Source organism: Aeromonas sp. 1805 (assembly GCF_013085525.1).
GTDB classification, from domain to species: domain Bacteria; phylum Pseudomonadota; class Gammaproteobacteria; order Enterobacterales; family Aeromonadaceae; genus Aeromonas; species Aeromonas hydrophila.
On the sequence record NZ_CP038515.1, the window covers coordinates 1,951,015 to 1,969,846 of the forward strand.

At 62.8% G+C, this 18,832-nt stretch carries 13 protein-coding genes, 1 pseudogene and 1 riboswitch; of the genes and pseudogenes, 10 read left to right on the forward strand and 4 right to left on the reverse strand.

Going from position 1 to position 18,832, the window contains the following annotated elements; genetic code table 11:
• Positions 1 to 302: 302 nt before the first annotated feature.
• Positions 303 to 1,580, reverse strand: coding sequence for a sodium:proton antiporter (locus E5E96_RS09315; protein WP_024945658.1), 1,278 nt, complete (start codon positions 1,578 to 1,580; stop codon positions 303 to 305).
• A gap of 203 nt (positions 1,581 to 1,783) precedes the next feature.
• On the opposite strand from E5E96_RS09315, the gene metH reads away from it, so the two are divergent.
• The 3 genes and pseudogenes from metH to brnQ all read left to right on the forward strand — a co-directional run bounded on the left by metH (position 1,784) and on the right by brnQ (position 8,325).
• The gene (metH, locus tag E5E96_RS09320) at positions 1,784 to 5,467 is read left to right on the forward strand and encodes a methionine synthase (protein ID WP_171281994.1); all 3,684 of its coding nucleotides are present in this window, start codon (positions 1,784 to 1,786) and stop codon (positions 5,465 to 5,467) included.
• 239 nt (positions 5,468 to 5,706) lie between these two features.
• The gene (gene rimK / locus E5E96_RS09325; protein WP_016349212.1) at positions 5,707 to 6,603 is read left to right on the forward strand and encodes a 30S ribosomal protein S6--L-glutamate ligase; all 897 of its coding nucleotides are present in this window, start codon (positions 5,707 to 5,709) and stop codon (positions 6,601 to 6,603) included.
• A 436-nt stretch (positions 6,604 to 7,039) separates the two neighbouring features.
• Positions 7,040 to 8,325: pseudogene (brnQ, locus tag E5E96_RS09330) on the forward strand (branched-chain amino acid transport system II carrier protein).
• Between the two features lie 74 nt (positions 8,326 to 8,399).
• Here brnQ and E5E96_RS09335 read toward each other — a convergent pair.
• Positions 8,400 to 9,611, reverse strand: a complete 1,212-nt coding sequence (locus tag E5E96_RS09335) for a HAMP domain-containing sensor histidine kinase (protein WP_171281995.1) — start codon at positions 9,609 to 9,611, stop codon at positions 8,400 to 8,402.
• Positions 9,612 to 9,654: 43 nt separating this feature from the next.
• The gene (locus tag E5E96_RS09340) at positions 9,655 to 10,323 is read right to left on the reverse strand and encodes a response regulator transcription factor (RefSeq protein ID WP_171281996.1); all 669 of its coding nucleotides are present in this window, start codon (positions 10,321 to 10,323) and stop codon (positions 9,655 to 9,657) included.
• A gap of 90 nt (positions 10,324 to 10,413) precedes the next feature.
• On the opposite strand from E5E96_RS09340, the gene E5E96_RS09345 reads away from it, so the two are divergent.
• Positions 10,414 to 10,830: a hypothetical protein gene (locus E5E96_RS09345; protein ID WP_171281997.1), complete on the forward strand. Its 417-nt coding sequence runs from the start codon at positions 10,414 to 10,416 to the stop codon at positions 10,828 to 10,830.
• 85 nt (positions 10,831 to 10,915) lie between these two features.
• Positions 10,916 to 11,389: a hypothetical protein gene (locus E5E96_RS09350; RefSeq protein WP_171281998.1), complete on the forward strand. Its 474-nt coding sequence runs from the start codon at positions 10,916 to 10,918 to the stop codon at positions 11,387 to 11,389.
• A gap of 32 nt (positions 11,390 to 11,421) precedes the next feature.
• On the opposite strand, the gene E5E96_RS09355 is transcribed toward E5E96_RS09350, so the two are convergent.
• Positions 11,422 to 12,951, reverse strand: a complete 1,530-nt coding sequence (locus E5E96_RS09355) for an aryl-sulfate sulfotransferase (protein ID WP_171281999.1) — start codon at positions 12,949 to 12,951, stop codon at positions 11,422 to 11,424.
• A gap of 87 nt (positions 12,952 to 13,038) precedes the next feature.
• Positions 13,039 to 13,152, forward strand: a riboswitch (TPP riboswitch).
• Between the two features lie 278 nt (positions 13,153 to 13,430).
• Here E5E96_RS09355 and thiC point away from each other — a divergent pair.
• The 5 genes from thiC (at position 13,431) to E5E96_RS09380 (ending at position 18,830) form a co-directional block, all read left to right on the forward strand.
• The gene (gene thiC / locus E5E96_RS09360) at positions 13,431 to 15,422 is read left to right on the forward strand and encodes a phosphomethylpyrimidine synthase ThiC (protein WP_301271280.1); all 1,992 of its coding nucleotides are present in this window, start codon (positions 13,431 to 13,433) and stop codon (positions 15,420 to 15,422) included.
• Positions 15,419 to 17,026: a thiamine phosphate synthase gene (gene thiE / locus E5E96_RS09365; RefSeq protein WP_171282000.1), complete on the forward strand. Its 1,608-nt coding sequence runs from the start codon at positions 15,419 to 15,421 to the stop codon at positions 17,024 to 17,026. Before thiC ends, thiE begins: the two co-directional genes overlap by 4 nt.
• On the forward strand, positions 17,016 to 17,774 hold the full coding sequence (locus tag E5E96_RS09370; RefSeq protein ID WP_171282001.1) for a HesA/MoeB/ThiF family protein: 759 nt from the start codon (positions 17,016 to 17,018) through the stop codon (positions 17,772 to 17,774). Before thiE ends, E5E96_RS09370 begins: the two co-directional genes overlap by 11 nt.
• Positions 17,771 to 17,977, forward strand: a complete 207-nt coding sequence (gene thiS, locus E5E96_RS09375) for a sulfur carrier protein ThiS (protein WP_171282002.1) — start codon at positions 17,771 to 17,773, stop codon at positions 17,975 to 17,977. The genes E5E96_RS09370 and thiS overlap by 4 nt, the downstream gene beginning before the upstream one ends.
• 85 nt (positions 17,978 to 18,062) lie before the next feature.
• On the forward strand, positions 18,063 to 18,830 hold the full coding sequence (locus E5E96_RS09380) for a thiazole synthase (RefSeq protein ID WP_171282003.1): 768 nt from the start codon (positions 18,063 to 18,065) through the stop codon (positions 18,828 to 18,830).
• The last annotated feature ends 2 nt before the right edge of the window (positions 18,831 to 18,832 follow it).

The window sequence follows — 18,832 nt, forward strand, 5'->3', positions numbered from 1 at the left end:
TTGGGAGTGGGCAGATCGGGTCTGCACCGTGAGAGCCGGGCAACGCAGGCAGACAGCCTGAACGGTTCTCAAGGCGAGTAAATCAGAAGAAGGTTATGCGGGTACTGGCAGGATTCATCGTGAGGTGAAGCATTTCAGGGTAAACATAATCAGGGCTGATTAACTAGCCGGCGCGTATTCTCTCCTCGACATGAGTAAAAAGCAAACAATTATTTGCAGTTTTTCCTTGAGGGTCGTCTGTCGGCCACAAAAAGGGCTCCCGAGGGAGCCTTTTTCGTCACTAGGTGACGTCAGCCGGTGACTCAATAGTGGCCGCTGGCCTTCTTGGCGGCGGTGATCATCGGAGTGATGGTCATGCCTTGTACCACGATGGAGAACATCACCACCGAGTAGGTCATCACCAGGATCACTTCCCGCAGGTCGACGCCGTGTTCCGGCAGCATCATGACGCCGGAGGGGAGCGCCAGCGCCATGGCCATGGCCAGACCGCCGCGCAGGCCGCCCCAGGTGAGGATCCGCACCGAGAACTTGTTGTAGCTGCGATAGCGGCGGAAAGCCATGTAGGGCAGCGACACGCTGATGAAGCGGGAGGCGAGGCAGAGCGGTACCGCGATGACCAGCAGGATCCAGTCACGCCAGGCCAGATCCAGCAGCACCAGCGCCAGACCGATCAGCAGGAACAGCAGGGCGTTGAGGAACTGGTCCATCAACTCCCAGAAGTGATCCAGGTGATGGCTGCTCTGCTCGGAGAAGCCGGAATGACGGGTCCAGTTGCCGATCATGATGCCGGTCACCACCATGGCCAGGGCGCCAGAGACGCCGATCATGTTGGCGAAGGCGAAGCCGGCGGTGGGGATGCAGAGGGTCAGCAGCAGCTCCAGCGAGCCGTCGTCGGTGGCGCTGATCATCACGTGGGCAATGAGGCCCAGCACGGCGCCGAACAGGATGCCGCCGAGGGCCTCATGCAGGAACAGGCCGGCCACGCTGCCGAAGGTGGGCTCGACACCGCCGAACGCCACGGCGAACACGGTGGCGAAGATCACCAGGCCGACACCGTCGTTGAACAGCGACTCCCCTTCTATCTGGATGGCGATCTGGGGCGGCGCCTTCATCTTCTTGACGATGGCCAGTACGGCGATGGGGTCGGTGGGGGAGATCAGGGCACCGAACAGCATGCAATAGACCAGCGGCAGCTCCCAGCCCAGCAGCTTGGCGATGAACCAGAAGCCGTAGCCGACCATGAAGGTGGAGAGCAGGGTCGCCACGATGGAGAGAATGGTGATCTCCCACTTCTGGCTGCGCAGGGCTTTCAGATTGATCCCGAGACCGCCGGCGAACAGCAGGAAGCCCAGGATCCCCTTCAGCAGGAAATTCTGGAAGTCGATGCTCTCCATGGTCTTGACGGCCAGGGGTTCCAGATTGAACCAGCCCAGCTTACCGAACAGCACCAGCAGCGCGGAGATCAGCATGGAGCCCGCGGTGATGGCGATGGTGGTCTGGATCTTCACAACATACTGATTGGCAAAGGCGATAAAGATCGCCAACGCTGCCAGGAAGCAGAGTGTGTAGTAGACGCTCATAGTTATTTTTCTCTTTAGTAAACAGCAAGCACGTGTCCGGATTGAGGACGGGCATAGGGTACTCTTGGGTCACATGTTACTCATTACCCATTTATGAGTATATAGGTCGCTGATATAGACAGATAGACGGCTAGATTTCCATTTGATTTGTTTGCTGTTAGGATGCTGTTTACGCAGTTGCATGGATGTAAGAGGAACGAGCGGTGCCAAACAAAAAGTCGGATGTGACAAACAAACTGGAAGCCTGTCTCAAGGAGCGGATCCTGATCATCGATGGCGCCATGGGCACCATGATCCAGGGGTACAAGCTCGGTGAGGCCGATTATCGCGGCGCGCGCTTCGCCGACTGGCACACCGACATCAAGGGCAACAATGACCTGCTGGTGCTGACCCGTCCCGCCGTGATTCGCGAGATCCACGAGCAGTACTGCGCCGCCGGCGCCGACATCCTCGAGACCAACACCTTCAACGCGACCCGCATCGCCATGGCCGACTACGAGATGGAAGAGTTCTCGGCCGAGATCAACCGTGAGGCTGCCCGGCTGGCGCGCGCGGTGGCCGACGAATGGACGGCAAAAGATCCCGCCAAGCCGCGCTTCGTGGCCGGGGTGCTGGGCCCGACCAACCGCACTGCCTCCATCTCGCCGGACGTGAACGATCCCGGCAAGCGCAACGTCACCTATGACCAGCTGGTGGCTGCTTACACCGAATCGACCCACGCCCTGATCGAGGGCGGCGCCGACATCATTCTGATCGAGACCATCTTCGATACCCTCAACGCCAAGGCCGCCGCCTTCGCGGTGGAAGGGGTGTTCGAGGCGCTGGGCTACAGCCTGCCGGTGATGATCTCCGGCACCATCACGGATGCCTCCGGCCGTACCCTCTCCGGCCAGACCACCGAAGCCTTCTACCATTCGCTGCGCCACGTCAAACCGGTCTCGTTCGGTCTCAACTGCGCGCTGGGGCCGGATGAGCTGCGCCAGTACGTGGAGGAGCTGTCGCGCATCAGCGAGACCCATGTCAGCGCCCACCCCAACGCGGGCCTGCCCAACGCGTTTGGCGAGTACGACCTCGATGCCGTTGAGATGGCCGAGCATATCCGCGAGTGGGCCCAAAGCGGCTTTCTCAACCTGGTGGGCGGCTGCTGTGGCACCACCCCGACCCATATTCGCGCCATGGCCGACGCCGTGGCGGGCATCAAGCCGCGCGCCCTGCCCGAGCTGCCGGTAGCCTGCCGCCTGTCGGGCCTCGAGCCCCTCATCATCACCCCCGAATCCATGTTCGTGAACGTGGGGGAGCGCACCAATGTCACCGGTTCGGCCAAATTCAAGCGGCTGATCAAGGAGGGGCTCTACGACGAGGCCCTCGACGTCGCCAAGCAGCAGGTGGAGAGCGGCGCCCAGATCATCGATATCAACATGGACGAGGGGATGCTGGATGCCGAGGCGGCCATGGTGCGCTTCCTGAACCTCATCGCCGGGGAACCGGACATCGCCCGGGTGCCGGTGATGATCGACTCCTCCAAGTGGGAGGTGCTGGAAGCCGGCCTCAAGTGCGTGCAGGGCAAGCCGGTGGTCAACTCCATCTCCATGAAGGAGGGGGAAGAGAAATTCATCCAGCAGGCCAAGCTGCTGCGCCGCTACGGCGCCGCCGTCATTGTGATGGCATTCGACGAGGTGGGCCAGGCCGATACCCGCGCCCGCAAGTTCGAGATCTGCCAGCGCGCTTACCACATTCTGGTGGACCGGGTGGGCTTCCCGCCGGAAGACATCATCTTCGACCCCAACATCTTCGCGGTGGCGACCGGCATCGACGAGCACAACAACTACGCGGTGGACTTCATCGACGCGGTGAAGGACATCAAGCAGAACCTGCCCCACGCCATGATCTCCGGCGGCGTCTCCAACGTCTCCTTCTCGTTTCGTGGCAACGAGCCGGTGCGCGAGGCGATCCACGCGGTGTTCCTCTATCACGCCATCCAGAACGGCATGGACATGGGCATCGTCAACGCCGGTCAGCTGGCCATCTATGAAGACATCCCGAGCGATCTGAAAGAGAAGGTCGAGGCGGTGGTGCTGAACCTCAATCCGGACGCCACCGAGGCGCTGCTGGCCATCGCCGAGCGTTATCGCGGTGGTGGTGCCCAGGCCGAGGACCCACGGGATCAGGCGTGGCGCAGCTGGCCAGTGGGCAAGCGGCTCGAGCACGCGCTGGTCAAGGGGATCACCGATTTCATCGAGGAGGATACCGAGGAGGCGCGCAGCCAGGCCGAGAAGCCGCTGCACGTGATCGAGGGGCCGCTGATGGACGGCATGAACGTGGTGGGCGATCTGTTCGGCGCCGGCAAAATGTTCCTGCCGCAGGTGGTGAAATCGGCCCGGGTGATGAAGCGGGCGGTCGCCTACCTGCAGCCCTATATCGAAGCGGAGAAGTCCGGCGGTTCCAGCAACGGCAAAATCGTGATGGCCACCGTGAAGGGGGACGTGCACGACATCGGCAAGAACATCGTCGGGGTGGTGCTGCAGTGCAACAACTACGAGATTGTCGATCTCGGGGTCATGGTCTCTTGCGAGACGATCCTCAAGACGGCGCGGGAGGTCAATGCCGACATCATCGGCTTGTCGGGCCTGATCACCCCGTCGCTGGACGAGATGGTGCACGTGGCCAAAGAGATGGAGCGCCAGGGCTTCAAGCTGCCGCTGCTCATCGGCGGCGCCACCACCTCCAAGGCCCACACCGCGGTGAAGATCGAGCAGAACTACTCCGAACCCGTGGTCTATGTCTCCAATGCGTCGCGCGCGGTGGGGGTGGCCCAGAGTCTGCTGAGCCCGGAGCTCAAGCCCGCCTTCGTGGCCCGCATCGACAAGGAGTACGAGATTGCCCGCGAGCAGCACGCCCGCAAGCAGCCGCGTTCCAAGCCGGTCAGTCTGGCCCACGCCCGTGCCAACCGCCATCAGCTGGACTGGGTCGGCTATGAGCCACCCAAGCCCCGGGAGCCCGGTGTGCAGACCTTCGAGGATGTGCCGGTCTCGGTGCTGCGCCCCTACATCGACTGGACGCCGTTCTTCCTGAGCTGGGAGCTGGCGGGCAAGTTCCCCCGCATCCTGGAAGATGAGGTGGTGGGGGAGGAGGCCACGCGCCTCTACGCCGACGCCAACGCCATGCTGGATCAGCTGGAGCAAGATCGGAGCGTGCGCTGCGCCGGCATCATAGGCCTGTTCCCCGCCAACGCCGTGGGCGACAGCATCGAGGTTTATACCGATGAGTCGCGCCGCGAGGTACGCAAGGTGCTGCACCACCTGCGTCAGCAGAGCGAGAAGCAGGGCTTCCCCAACTACTGTCTGGCAGACTATGTGGCCCCGAAAGAGAGCGGCAAGCCCGACTGGATAGGTGCCTTCGCGGTGACCGGCGGTATCGGCGAGGAGGCCATCGCCAAGGCCTACAAGGCAGAGCACGACGACTACAACGCCATCCTCATTCAGGCGGTGTGCGATCGCCTGGCCGAGGCCTTCGCCGAGTACCTGCACGAACAGGTGCGCAAGGTGCACTGGGGTTATGCCCCCAACGAAGCGCTCAGCAACGAGGAGCTGATCCGCGAGAACTATCGCGGCATCCGCCCGGCGCCGGGCTACCCGGCCTGCCCGGAGCACACCGAGAAGGGCTGCATCTGGGAACTGCTGGGGGTGGAGCAGGCCATCGGCATGAAGCTCACCGAATCCTACGCCATGTGGCCGGGGGCGGCGGTGTCGGGCTGGTACTTCTCCCACCCCGACAGCAAGTACTTCGCGGTGGCGCAGATCCAGCCCGATCAGGTGGAAGATTATGCCCAGCGCAAGGGGATGACCCTGGCCGAAGCCGAGCGCTGGCTGGGGCCGAACCTGCATTAAAGGGGTGGCAACCGGGTCAATCCCGCTTGATCCTGGATGAACAACGGCGGCATCCTGTACTGGGGGACAGACCAGTCTGGTGCCGCCGTTTGACAATCTGGTGACGGCAGGATGGCAGCGCAGGTTTCTGTGTGGTTTGTCTTGTTGTCAGGAGAAACAATTGGCGTTGTCTTGGCGCTGTGGCACCTTATACTCTCCCGCCCCATCCTGCCCAGGCACTGCCTTCTAGCGGAATTGTCATGAAGATCGCCATTTTATCCCGTGAGCCCAACAACTACTCCACCCGCCGTCTGGTCGAGGTGGCGCAGGCGCGCGGTCATCAGGTCGAGGTGCTCGACACCCTGCGCTGTTACATGAACATCGCCTCCCACAACCCCTCCATCCACTACGAAGGGCGGGAACTGGAGAGCTATGATGCGGTGATCCCGCGCATCGGGGCCAGCATCACCTTCTACGGCACCGCCGTGCTGCGCCAGTTCGAGATGATGAACACCATGGCGCTCAACAGCTCGGTGGCCATCTCCCGCTCCCGCGACAAGCTGCGGGCCATGCAGTTGCTCTCCCGCCACGGCATCGGCCTGCCGGTGACCGGCTATGCCCACAGCACCCACGACGTGCCTGACCTCATCACCATGGTGGGCGGCGCGCCGCTGGTGGTGAAGCTGCTGGAGGGAACCCAGGGGATCGGCGTGGTGCTGTGCGAGACCCAGAAGGCTGCCGAGAGCGTGATCGAAGCCTTCATCCAGACCAACAACAACATCCTGGTGCAGGAGTACATCCGCGAGGCCAACGGCGCCGACATCCGCTGTCTGGTGGTCAACGGCAAGGTGGTGGCCGCCATGCGCCGCCAGGCCCAGCCGGGGGAATTTCGCTCCAACCTGCATCGGGGCGGCACTGCCGAGGCGATCAAGATAAGCCCGGAAGAGCGGGCCACCGCGGTGCAGGCCGCCAAGATCATGGGGCTGGACGTGGCCGGGGTGGATATCCTGCGCAGTGCCCGCGGCCCGCTGGTGCTGGAGGTCAACTCCTCCCCCGGCCTGCAAGGGGTGGAAGCGGCCTCCGGCAAGGACGTGGCCGGCAAGATCATCGAGTTTCTCGAGCTCAAGGCGAGTCGCAAGCACAAGCCGGCGGAGTGACGCCGGGCTTGCTGCCACTCCATCACACAGGGCGCCTTCGGGCGCCCTGTTGTTTTTGGGCTGATCGCTCGGCTGGACGGGTGGCTTGAACCTGCGGGTGCCGCGAACGACAAGACAGGTAACAAATGACGCTGGTTGCGGCGTTATCATCTGTTGCAAAATTGCACCACACCAATATCAAACACCATTGCTTAATTATTTTCTGGATGAAGTGACTGGATTGCCGTGCCGCACTTGCCTCCAGTTGGCACAAACGCTCTACTTGTCGCCCTTCGCAGGTCGCGAAACATAAAAATTTAATAAAACTATCTGCGGATTTTTTGCACGAATAAACCATTCGTGCCGACTTCCGTCATGATTTGACATTGTCATAGGCAGATTACGCAGCATGAATAACCAAAAATTAACATCCAGAGACATAGTCGCGTTGGGCTTCATGACCTTCGCGCTCTTCGTCGGTGCCGGCAACATCATCTTCCCGCCCATGGTGGGGTTGCAGGCCGGCGAGCAGGTGTGGGGCGCCGCCGCCGGCTTCCTGCTGACGGCAGTCGGCCTGCCGGTGCTCACCGTGGTGGCGCTGGCCAAGGTCGGGGGCGGTGTGGATGCCCTGAGTGCACCCATCGGCCGCAAGGCCGGGCTGCTGCTGGCCACCGTCTGCTATCTGGCCGTGGGACCGCTGTTTGCCACCCCGCGTACGGCGACCGTCTCCTACGAGGTGGGGCTGGCGCCGCTGTTTGGTGACGATGGCTCGGCCTTGCTGATCTACAGCCTGGTCTACTTCAGCCTGGTGATCGGCATCTCCCTCTATCCGGGCCGGCTGCTCGACACCGTGGGCCACGTGCTGGCACCGATCAAGATCCTGGCGCTGGCGGCGCTGGGTCTCGCCGTTCTGCTGTGGCCCGCCGGTTCTGCCATCCCTGCCGTCGAAAGCTACCAGCATCAGCCTTTCTCCAACGGTTTCGTCAATGGCTACCTCACCATGGACACGCTGGGGGCCATGGTGTTTGGCATTGTCATCGTCAATGCGGCCCGCTCGCGCGGGGTGAGTAGCGCCAAGTTGCTGACCCGTTACACCGTACTGGCCGGCCTCATCGCCGGGATGGGCTTGACGCTGGTCTACCTCAGCCTGTTCCGCTTGGGCTCGGTGAGCGGTGAACTGGTGCCCCACGCCCAGAATGGCGCCGAGATCCTGCACGCCTATGTCCAGCACACCTTCGGCAACATGGGCAGCGGCTTCCTGGCACTGCTCATCTTCATCGCCTGTCTGGTGACGGCCGTCGGCCTGACCTGTGCCTGCGCCGAGTTCTTCGCCCAGTACCTGCCGCTCTCCTACCGCACCCTGGTGTTGCTGCTGGGCGGCTTCTCCATGCTGGTTTCTAACCTGGGACTGAGCCACCTGATCCAGCTCTCGGTGCCGGTGCTGACCGCCATCTACCCCCCTGCATCGTGCTGGTGGTGCTGAGCTTCACCCTGCGCTGGTGGGGCAACGGCACCCGGGTGGTGGGGCCTGTCATGCTGATCAGCTTGCTGTTCGGCCTGATCGACGGGCTCAAGGCCTCGGCCCTGGCCGGCCTGCTGCCGGCCTGGAGCCTCGCCCTGCCCCTGAACGAGCAGGGGCTGGCCTGGCTGCCACCCTCGCTGTGTGCCCTGCTGCTGGCGGCCCTCTGGGATCGCCTGCAGGGTCGTCCACAGGTGGCGTCTGTCAGTAAGAGCGCGGCCTGAATGCAAGACCGGCCTCCTGGCCGGTTTTGGTGGCGGAAACAATGAACAAGGCGCCCTCGGGCGCCTTGTCGTTTTTACTCCCGCATCGCCAGTCTGGCGCTGAAGATGCCGCCCTCCAGCCGGGTCTCTATCTGCCAGCCCAGCTTCTCGCAGATGCGCTGGATGATGGTGAGGCCGCAGCCGTAACCGAGGATCTGATCCGGTGCGGCGGCGGTGGGGTTGCTGATGGTGAGCACGGGGCCGGCCAGCTCGATGTCGATGTGCCCCTCGGCGTAGCTGAGGGCATTCTTCAGCAGGTTGCCGAGCGCAATGGCGAGCAGAGAGAGGGGGGCCAGCGCCTCGCTCTCATCGTCCAGCTGCAACCGGATATCCAGCTCCTCCCGCTGCAGCAGCGGGGCGAGGCGGGCCAGCTCCTGGCGAATGAGCGGCGCCACCTGCTGGGGTGGGCGCTCCACCGGCTCCTTGCGGCCCAGCAGCAGAAAGGTCTCGGTGAGCAGCGCCATCTCGTCGGCGGCGGCGCGAATGCGGGTAGTGGCGCGGGCGGCGGGCGCGGGCAGATCGCTCACCTTGCCGAGCAGGGCGGCCGAGCCCTGGATCACCATGTTGGGGGTGCGCAGCTCGTGGCTGGCAAAGCGGCTGAACTCCTGCTCGCGGGCAAACACGGCGGCCACCTCCTGCTTGCCGGCCAGCAGCGCCAGCTCGATGTCTCTGAGCTCCTGCCAGGGGGCGTCGGGCACGAAGTCCGCCTGATCCGGGGTGAGGTGGGCGACCCGCTGCTGCAGCCGCTGCAGCGGCCGGGTGATGTGGCGTACCAGCCAGATGCCAAAGCCGATGCAGCCGAGCAGCAGGGCCAGCCCGATCAGCCGGGTCGCCAGGTGCAGCTGATCCTCGTAAGGATCCAGGTAGTCGTCGGCGTCGTCGTTGAACACCAGGTAGAGCAGCCCCTCACCGGACGGATGGGGCCGCACCAGGAAGTGCTTGTCCTCGTCCCCCAGCACGTGTTCGTAGAAGCCCGGGCGCTGGTAGGGCTTGAGCCAGACCGGCAGGCGGCCGGCCTCGGTCCAGTAGCTGGAAAACTGACGCGGGCTGGGGGCGGGGGCCGCCATGCCGAGCCGCAGCCAGTCGTCGCTGTAGCGGATCACCTCGGCCTCCAGCCAGTGGCGCAGGCTGAGCTCCTCCATCTTGTCCTCGGCCACCACCATCAGCAGGCTGATGATGACCAGCAGCAGCAGGCCGGCGCCGCTCAGGGTGAGGATCAGGCGACGGCGCAGGCTGGGCAGGCTCATGATGGCCTCCCTGTTGGCGGAGTCAGGCTGCGCTGGCGGCTCATCATGGGGTCACCAGCCGATAGCCCTGACCGTGCAGGGTTTCCAGCATGGGGGTAGGGAAGGGTTTGTCGAGGGCATTGCGCAGGGCATAGATGTGGCTGCGCAGGGCGTCGGAGTCCGGCTCCTCGTCGCCCCAGACGGTGTCGAGCACCTCCTGGCGAGTGACCAGGGCGGGGGCCCGGCGGGCCAGCAGGGTGAGGATCTGGAACGGGATCTTGCCTAGCTTGAGTTCGACCCCGGCCCGGGTGGCGCGGCCACTGGCGGGATCCAGGGTCAGCTCGCCCACGCACAGCGCCCCCATGTCGCTGCGCGGGCCGCGCAGGGCCAGCGCCTGCAGCCGCACTTCCAGCTCCTCCATGGCGAACGGCTTGACCAGGTAGTCGTCGCCACCGGCCTTGAAGCCCGCCAGCTTGTCGTCCAGGCTGTCGCGGGCGGTGAGAAACAGCACTGGGGTCGGGATCCCCTGGTCCCGCAGGCGGGCCACCGTGCTGAGGCCGTCGAGGCGCGGCATCATGACATCCATGATGATGACGTCGAAGCGCTGCTCGGCCAGCAGCTGCAGGGCCGCCTGGCCGTGGTAGGCGCAGTCCAGCCGGTGGCCCGCCAGCTCCAGATAATCCATGATGGTTTCCGCGACCTGGGGATTGTCTTCCACCACCAGTATTTTCATGCTTTGATCTCCTGGTCTTGACCGGCATTTCACGGTCATCTCACACCGGATGAGGCATCCTGTGTGGCAGTGTAACCCCGAGGATCCCCGATGAAGAAGTCTCTCAGCACTCTCCTGCTGCTGATTTTGTTGCCATTCGGCGCTGCGCAGTCGGCGGAGTTCAAATTGACCGGCCGCACCACCTGGCAGCTGGGCCAGCTGATGGTCAACGGCATTCCCTTTGTGCTCGATGAGCAGACCCGCTTCAAGGACGGGCTGAGAGAGGACGATCTCGGCGGTACCTGGGTCGATCTGGAAGGGGTGGTCGAGGGCGAGCTGCGGCGGATCCGGGAGGTCGAGAAGCTGGAGGAGGATGACGAGATGGAGCTGGAAGGGCCGGTGGAGCAGGGGCGGATCTGGGGTTATGTCACCTCGGACGACAGCCTGGCCCCGTTCGAAGGGCGCTGGCTGGAGCTGGAGTGCAAGTTTGACGGCATGCGCCTGAGCCGCTGCCGCGAGGATGACTGAGCCAGGCCGGCGGGGTGCTGGCGGAAAAATGGTACAGCTGGGTCCATAGTTAAACCTCGCACGGTTTGACCATGGGCCTTTTGCTATGACACGCACTTCCCTGCTGCTGCTGACACTGCCGCTCTGCGCTCTGGCCGCCGATGGTGAGCTCTGGCTGGTGGAGCTGGAACACAACGATGGCCTGCGCCTGCAGTTTCAGGGCGCCCAACTCGAACTCGGCAACGCCGCGCTGAGCGGGGTGGCAGGCAACGATGAGCTCAGACCCGGCATGCGTCTGGCCATCCTCAGCCGTGACGGAGTCGCCGAGCGGATCGGCATGGCCGACGCCATCGCCGGATTCTTGCCGACCAGCCAGTGGCGCCGGGCCGAAGCCTCGCTGCTGGCGGTTACAGGCCGCGCCCTGCGGCTGCAGGGGCTCGGCGTGCTGGCCTTCGATGACGACACCCGCTGGTTGAACGGCAGCCCGGCCGATCTGCAACCGGGCCGCAAGCTGGTGCTCAGTCGTAACGAGCAGGGCCGCCTGACCGAGATCCTGATCGCCAATCCGGAAGATGAATAAAAAGCAGCGCCACGGGGGCGCTGCTCTGCTGTTTATTGAAAGTGGATGTTTTCGAGAGGGATCTGGATGGCGTTCCAGGAGGTGGCACACGGAGTCGGGCTCGGATAGGTAAACTCGAACAGTTTCTGTTTGTTCTTGTTTATCCCCTGAATGACAACCCTGGTTCGGTTGTCGGCTGCCGCATAGTTGATGAGAAAATCACCTTCGGCAGCCAGCTTGTCTTCGTAGATGCTGGAGCAGATATCTGAATAGATGCCATCGTCAAAACTCCAGGTTACCTGAGCCGTTTTATTCTGATTGTCGATCGCAAAGATAGCCGTCTGGCTGGTGGCCAGGTCTATGCCAGCCGGTGTCCCGGCAGGGTTGTTGAAACTTCTGCGGCCATTGTTGAACAGCATCAGCTTACCATCTTTGGTCATGGAGACGGCATGCTGCCCTATCGGAGTCTGCCCAGAGGAGAGTGATAGCGCAAGCTTTTGCAGGGAAGGGTAGGAGTACCAGTGTTTGGTCTCGTCTCCCAGCAACCAGATCAGCTTGCCGGTGGTGTAGTCCAGTTTGACGACAAAATTCTCCCGACTTGAGATCACCAGAGTATCGTCGGCCGGGTCGTAGGTGGCCGCGTTCATGTGGAACCAGTCCACGCCATCTCTGACAAAGTTGCTGGGATCATCCCCCTCTTGCAACATGTATTCAGAGAATATCTTTCCTAAATCCCACTCTTTGATGACTTTGCCGTTACTGTCTATTTCACTGAGGAAGGATTCTATTTTCAATGCACCATCCGTGGTACCATCCAGCTCAATCAATATTCCCTGTTTTCCTGAGTCGATATTGTGATGGAAATAGGCATCGTTCCCCATATTGGTTCCATTGATGGATATAGAAGATTTTTTACCATAAAGAGACAGTGAGTCTATATTTATGCCTTTTACATTCCCAGTGAGAAATTTATCTCCTTGGAAAATAGTGGACATGGAGTCTTGCGTTATACCTGCATCCCAGCGGACATTGCCATCAATATCCATGATAATAGGAGTCTTTAAACGACTTTTTATATAAAAATAGCTATAGGTTGGTGTGGCAGTTGGTTTGATGCTGATGCCAACGTTGTCATAGACCCCGGCGCTGTCGATATAGGCTGAGGTGGTAATATGTTTTTGAAAAACATAGTGACTGTCATCAATAAACTGAATGTTGACTGTGACGTCATTGGTATAGGCACTATATAGACCGAAAACGGGGAGCTGGAACCTTCTATTTGGCATATCATACAAACCATTGGTCGCAATATATTGCCAGTCATAAGTGGCTGTTACCGGTTTGGCGTAGCTGCCGATTTTAGGTTTTATAGTGAACGAGATATTCTTAATATTGTTGCTGTCTAATCCAGTGAGATCCAGAGCAGAAATAAAAACGGAATCATGGATGTCATTTTCCGTTACTTGCGTGGCTGGATCATAGCTGAGCTGTTCGGCCAATGTCTTGCTATTGTCGCTGCTGCCGTTGCAACCATATAGGCCGAAACAGACGAAGGTGAACAAAAGTGATTTTTTCATGCTCATGATAAACACCATCCCTGTGTTAATGAATTGTCCCATTGTAGTGAAAAATTCATGGTTGAGTAAATAAACAGGCCGTATATACTGGCGCACATCTTGTCGGAGTGCTGACCGTCGAACGACGCTAAGCTGAGACCGTTAATTCGGGATCCGTGGAACCTGATCAGGTTAAGACCTGCGAAGGGAAACAAGGGTAACTTGCGGGTTACCGCGCCGGGGCAAACCCTCGCTCAGCAGGAGCAGGGCCCCACCCATCAAGGGTTTTGCCCGCGATGGTTCAGGCGCACAGAGGGGGAGGCTGTCCCGTCCGGTTGTCCATAGGGCGCCGGGTTTCCAGACTAGGGAAACACCGGGATGGCAGAGCCGGGAAGACTCCATGCCCGACTCACTCCCCCGAGCACACCCCGCCGCAAGTTCATCTTCTCCTCGAACTCCAGACAAGCAAACACCCATAACTTCAACCAGTTAATGTGAGTTTTGCTATGTCTACCAATGTTTCTGATACCACCAAATCCAGCCGCCGCGAGCAGCGCTCCAGCGCCCAGGCCTTTATCGACAGCCTCAAGGGGATGGCTCATCCCAACTCCCGCCGCATCTTTATCGAAGGCTCCCGCGCCGATATTCGTGTCCCGCTGCGGGAGATCCAGCTGGCCGATACCTTCGTCGGCGGCACCAAAGAAGACCCCCGGTTCGAGCCCAACGAGCCGGTGCCGGTCTACGACACCTCGGGCCGTTACGGGGAGGAGGGGGTCGCCATCGACGTGCGCCGGGGCCTGCCGCGCCTGCGGGAAAACTGGGTGCTGGAGCGGGATGACACCGACGCCCTGCCGGGGCTCAGCTCCACCTTCACTCAGGAGCGTCTGGCCGACGAGGGGCTGGATCACCTGCGCTTCGAGCATCTGCCCAAGCCGCGTTGCGCCAAGCCGGGTTGCCGGGTGACCCAGCTCCACTACGCCCGTGCCGGCATCGTTACTCCCGAGATGGAATTCATCGCCATTCGCGAGAACATGGGGCGCGAGCGGGTGCGCTCCGAGCTGTTGCGCACCCAGCATACGGGCCGCGATTTCGGTGCCCGCCTGCCCCAGAGCATCACTCCCGAATTCGTGCGCGATGAGGTGGCCGCCGGTCGCGCCATCATCCCCAGCAACATCAACCACCCGGAAGCGGAGCCGATGATCATCGGCCGCAACTTCCTGGTGAAGATCAACGCCAACATCGGCAACTCGGCGGTCACCTCCAGCATCGAGGAGGAAGTGGAGAAGCTGGTCTGGTCGACCCGCTGGGGCGCCGACACCGTCATGGATCTCTCCACCGGCCGTTACATCCACGAGACCCGCGAGTGGATCCTGCGCAACAGCCCGGTGCCCATCGGTACCGTGCCCATCTATCAGGCGCTGGAGAAGACCAACGGCATCGCCGAAGACCTCACCTGGGAGCTGTTCCGTGACACCTTGCTGGAGCAGGCCGAGCAGGGGGTGGACTACTTCACCATCCACGCCGGCGTCCTGCTGCGCTTCGTGCCGATGACCGCCAAACGCCTCACCGGCATCGTCTCGCGCGGCGGCAGCATCATGGCCAAGTGGTGCCTGTCCCATCACAAGGAGAACTTCCTTTACCAGCACTTTCGCGAAATCTGCGAGATCTGCGCCGCCTATGATGTGGCGTTGTCGCTGGGCGATGGTCTGCGTCCGGGTTCCGTCTACGACGCCAACGACGAGGCCCAGTTCGCCGAGCTGCGCACTCTGGGCGAGCTGACCAAGATCGCGTGGGAGTACGACGTGCAGGTGATGATCGAGGGGCCGGGTCACGTGCCGATGCACATGATCGAGCGCAACATGACCGAGCAGCTGGAGCACTGCCACGAGGCGCCGTTCTACACCCTGGGCCCGCTCACCACCGACATCGCGCCGGGTTACGATCACTTCACCTCCGGCATCGGTGCCGCCATGATCGGCTGGTACGGCTGCGCCATGCTCTGCTACGTGACGCCCAAGGAGCATCTGGGCCTGCCCAACAAGGAAGACGTGAAGCAGGGGCTGATTACCTACAAGATCGCCGCTCACGCCGCCGATCTGGCCAAGGGGCATCCGGGCGCCCAGATCCGCGACAACGCCATGTCCAAGGCGCGCTTCGAGTTCCGCTGGGAGGATCAGTTCAATCTGGCGCTGGATCCCGACACCGCCCGTGCCTACCACGACGAGACCCTGCCGCAGGAGTCCGGCAAGGTGGCCCACTTCTGCTCCATGTGCGGGCCCAAGTTCTGCTCCATGAAGATCACCCAGGATGTGCGTGACTATGCCGCAAAGCTGGAGGCCGTGGAGATCCAGCTGGTCGGCATGGATGGCCAGCAGGAGCAGGTGGTGGCTCAGGTGGAGAGCGGCATGGCCCGGATGGCGGAAACCTTCAAGGAGACCGGTGGCGAGCTCTACCATCAGGCGGCGGCGCTGAAACAGGCCGCAGGGGAGGAGGCGTGAGCAGCGCAAGCGGGGCTGTCAGCCCCGCCGACCTGCCGCCCGTTACCGACTCGCGACCTGTGGTCTGGACGATAGCGGGTTCCGACTCCGGCGGCGGTGCCGGCATTCAGGCCGACCTGCACACGATGCACGATCTCGGTGTGCACGGCTGTTCGGTTATCTCCGCCATCACAGCCCAGAACTCGGTGGCGGTGAAGATGGTCGACCCCGTGCTGATGCAGACCTTCACCGCCCAGATCGACGCCCTCGGCGTCGATCTGCCGCCCGCTGCCATCAAGATCGGCCTGCTGCCGACCCGGCTCCATGTGGAGGTGCTGGCCCGCCGACTGGCAGCCATCGAGGCTCCCTTCGTGGTCTACGACCCGGTGGCCATCGCCAGCACCGGCACCCCGATGGCGGAGCCCAATATGCTGGCGGCGGTGCGCGAGCAGCTGTTGCCACGTCTGTCGCTCATCACCCCCAACGGTCCCGAACTGGAAGCCCTGACCGGCTTGCCGGTCAGCAGTCCCGAGCTGGTGCGCCTTGCCACCCGCCGCCTGCGTGAACTCGGCGCCCGCGCCGTGCTGGTGAAGGGGGGGCATCTGGAGTGGAGCGGTGAGCTCTGTCTCGACTACTACCAGGACGAGACCCGCGAATTCTGGCTGGCGGCGCCGCGCCTCGATACCCGCCATGGCCATGGCACCGGCTGCTGTTACGCCAGCGCCATTGCCGCAGTGGTGGCGCAGGATTATCCGGTGGAAGACGCCATCACCCTCGCTCGTGCCTACCTGCAACAGGGGTTGGCGGCGGCGCAGGGGGTGGGGGCAGGCCCCGGCCCCATTGCCCATCTCGGCTGGCCAGCCGATCTTGCCCACTTCCCCCGCGCCGTGCTGGCGGGCTCAACACTCGATCGCCGCTTCGGATTGTATGAGACAAGCAGTGCCCGCCTGCCGGATGGCCCCTTCGCGCCGACCGAACACAACCTCGGGCTCTATCCGGTGGTCGATTCGGTCAAGTGGCTGCGCCGCCTGCTGGGGCAGGGGGTCAAGACCATCCAGCTGCGGATCAAGAATCTGCCCGCCGCTCAGGTGGCACCGGCCATTCGCGATGCGGTAGCGCTCGGTCGCCGTCATGGGGCGCGACTCTTTATCAACGACTACTGGCAGCAGGCCATCGAGGCGGGTGCCTGGGGCGTGCATCTGGGGCAGGAGGATATGGAGACCGCCGATCTCGCCGCCATTCAGGCGGCGGGGCTGCGCCTTGGCATCTCCACCCACGGCTACTTCGAGCTGATGCGGGCGCGCGAGCTGGCCCCTTCCTATATCGCGCTCGGCCATATCTTCCCGACCAACACCAAGGCGATGCCTTCGCGCCCGCAGGGGCTGGTGCGGCTGCAACGCTACCGCGCCCTGATGTGCGACTGGCCGACGGTGGCCATCGGCGGCATCAGCGAGGAGCGGGTGGCGGCAGTCAAGGCGAGCGGGGTCGGCAGTATCGCGCTGGTCTCGGCCATCACCGCCAGTGACGACTGGCAGGGGGCGACCGAGCGGTTGCTCGCGGCCGTGGGGACGGGGGATGAGCCGCGTTCGGCCACCATTATACGGGAGGCTGAACATGCTCTCTGATGCGGAATACCTCAGATACGGCCGCCAGCTGATGCTGGCGGAAGTGGGTGAGGAAGGGCAGGCACGGTTGAAAGATAAGTCTGTGCTGATCGTGGGCTTGGGCGGGCTCGGCTCGCCGCTGGCCCTCTATCTGGCTGGCGCCGGGGTGGGCACCTTGTGGCTGGCCGATGGCGATACGGTCGATTCCAGCAATCTGCCGCGCCAGATCCTGTTTGACTCCGAGGCAGTCAACCACTCCAAGGCGGAGCTGGCCCGCGAGCGCTTGGCTGCCCACAACCCGCTGGTGGAGCTGATTGCCATCAACCAGCGGCTCGATACCGCCAGCCTGCCGGAGTTTGTGGCCGAGGTGGATCTGGTGATCGACTGCTGCGACAACCTCGCCACCCGCCAGGCTATCAACGCCGCCTGCGTGGCTCAGGGCAAGCCCTGGATCTGTGCCGCCGCGGTGGGTTGGCAGGGGCAGCTGATGGCGCGTACAAGTGCGGATCACGCCTGCTACGCCTGCCTCTATCCGCTGGATACCAAGGTGAGCCAGAGCTGCGAGACCAGCGGCGTCACCGGCCCGCTGGTCGGGGTGATGGGCTCTTTGCAGGCGCTGGAGGCACTGAAGCTGCTGCTCGGGATGACGAGCCCGGTGGCCGGCACATTGCGCCGCTTCGATGCGCTAACCCATCAGTGGCAGACCCTTACTCTGGCTCCCGACCCCGATTGCCCGGTTTGCGGGCAGCGCAAGGAGATCACCCCATGACCTTGACCATCCGACTCAATGATAAAGCCCAGCCGTTGGCGACAGGGCAGAGCGTGGCCGACCTGCTAGCGGCGCAAGGGGTCAACCCCCAGGGCGTGGCGGTGGCCCTTAACGGCGCCGTGCTGCCCCGTGTCCGCTGGACCGATACCCGTCTCAATGACGGGGACGAACTTCACCTCTTTACCGCCATAGCGGGAGGCTGACCCATGATGCTCGCAGTCCCATTTTCGCGTGCTCTGCCTTGCGGCGGAGCCTCATCTCTTCTTATCGCAGTGGCCGGAGGCTGACATGCTCAAAATTGCCGATCACACCTTCTCTTCGCTCCTCTTTACCGGCACCGGCAAGTTTGCCCGCCCGGATCTGATGGCCGCCGCCATAGCGGCGAGCGGCTCCCAGCTGGTCACCATGGCCATCAAGCGGCTCGAACCCGGCAAGGCCCACGACGATATCCTCAGCCCCTTGCTGCAACTCGGGGTCAAGCTGCTGCCCAACACCTCCGGCGCCAAGACCGCCGCCGAGGCGGTATTTGCCGCCCACCTCGCCCGCGAGGCGCTGGGGACCAACTGGCTCAAGCTGGAGATCCACCCCGACCCGCGCTATCTGCTGCCCGACCCCATCGAGACGCTGAAAGCCGCCGAGCAGCTGGTGAAAGAGGGCTTTGTGGTACTGCCCTACTGCGGCGCCGACCCGGTGCTCTGCAAGCGGCTGGAAGAGGTGGGCTGCGCCGCCGTGATGCCGCTCGGCGCCCCCATCGGTTCCAATCAGGGGCTGGTGACCCGGGAGTTTCTCTCCATCATCGTCGAGCAGGCCAATGTGCCTGTGGTGGTGGATGCGGGCATAGGTGCGCCAAGCCACGCCGCCGCCGCCTTTGAACTGGGCGCCGATGCCGTGCTGGTCAACACTGCCATCGCGGTGAGCGGCGATCCGGTCGCCATGGGCCGCGCCTTTGCACTGGCCTGCACCGCCGGGCGCAGTGCCTATGAGGCAGGTCTCGGCGCCCGCGCCCTGCAGGCGCAAGCCTCCAGCCCGCTCACCGATTTTCTGGGGGCGTTATGAGC

Bases quoted from the DNA above. Each gene is read 5' to 3' on its own strand.
- rimK (WP_016349212.1), top strand. From the start codon at position 5,707: ATGAAGATCGCCATTTTATCCCGTGAGCCCAACAACTACTCCACCCGC.
- thiS (WP_171282002.1), top strand. From the start codon at position 17,771: ATGACCTTGACCATCCGACTCAATGATAAAGCCCAGCCGTTGGCGACA.
- E5E96_RS09350 (WP_171281998.1), top strand. From the start codon at position 10,916: ATGACACGCACTTCCCTGCTGCTGCTGACACTGCCGCTCTGCGCTCTG.
- E5E96_RS09345 (WP_171281997.1), top strand. From the start codon at position 10,414: ATGAAGAAGTCTCTCAGCACTCTCCTGCTGCTGATTTTGTTGCCATTC.
- thiC (WP_301271280.1), top strand. From the start codon at position 13,431: ATGTCTACCAATGTTTCTGATACCACCAAATCCAGCCGCCGCGAGCAG.
- E5E96_RS09315 (WP_024945658.1), bottom strand. From the start codon at position 1,580: ATGAGCGTCTACTACACACTCTGCTTCCTGGCAGCGTTGGCGATCTTT.
- E5E96_RS09335 (WP_171281995.1), bottom strand. From the start codon at position 9,611: ATGAGCCTGCCCAGCCTGCGCCGTCGCCTGATCCTCACCCTGAGCGGC.
- E5E96_RS09340 (WP_171281996.1), bottom strand. From the start codon at position 10,323: ATGAAAATACTGGTGGTGGAAGACAATCCCCAGGTCGCGGAAACCATC.
- E5E96_RS09380 (WP_171282003.1), top strand. From the start codon at position 18,063: ATGCTCAAAATTGCCGATCACACCTTCTCTTCGCTCCTCTTTACCGGC.
- E5E96_RS09370 (WP_171282001.1), top strand. From the start codon at position 17,016: ATGCTCTCTGATGCGGAATACCTCAGATACGGCCGCCAGCTGATGCTG.
- E5E96_RS09355 (WP_171281999.1), bottom strand. From the start codon at position 12,951: ATGAGCATGAAAAAATCACTTTTGTTCACCTTCGTCTGTTTCGGCCTA.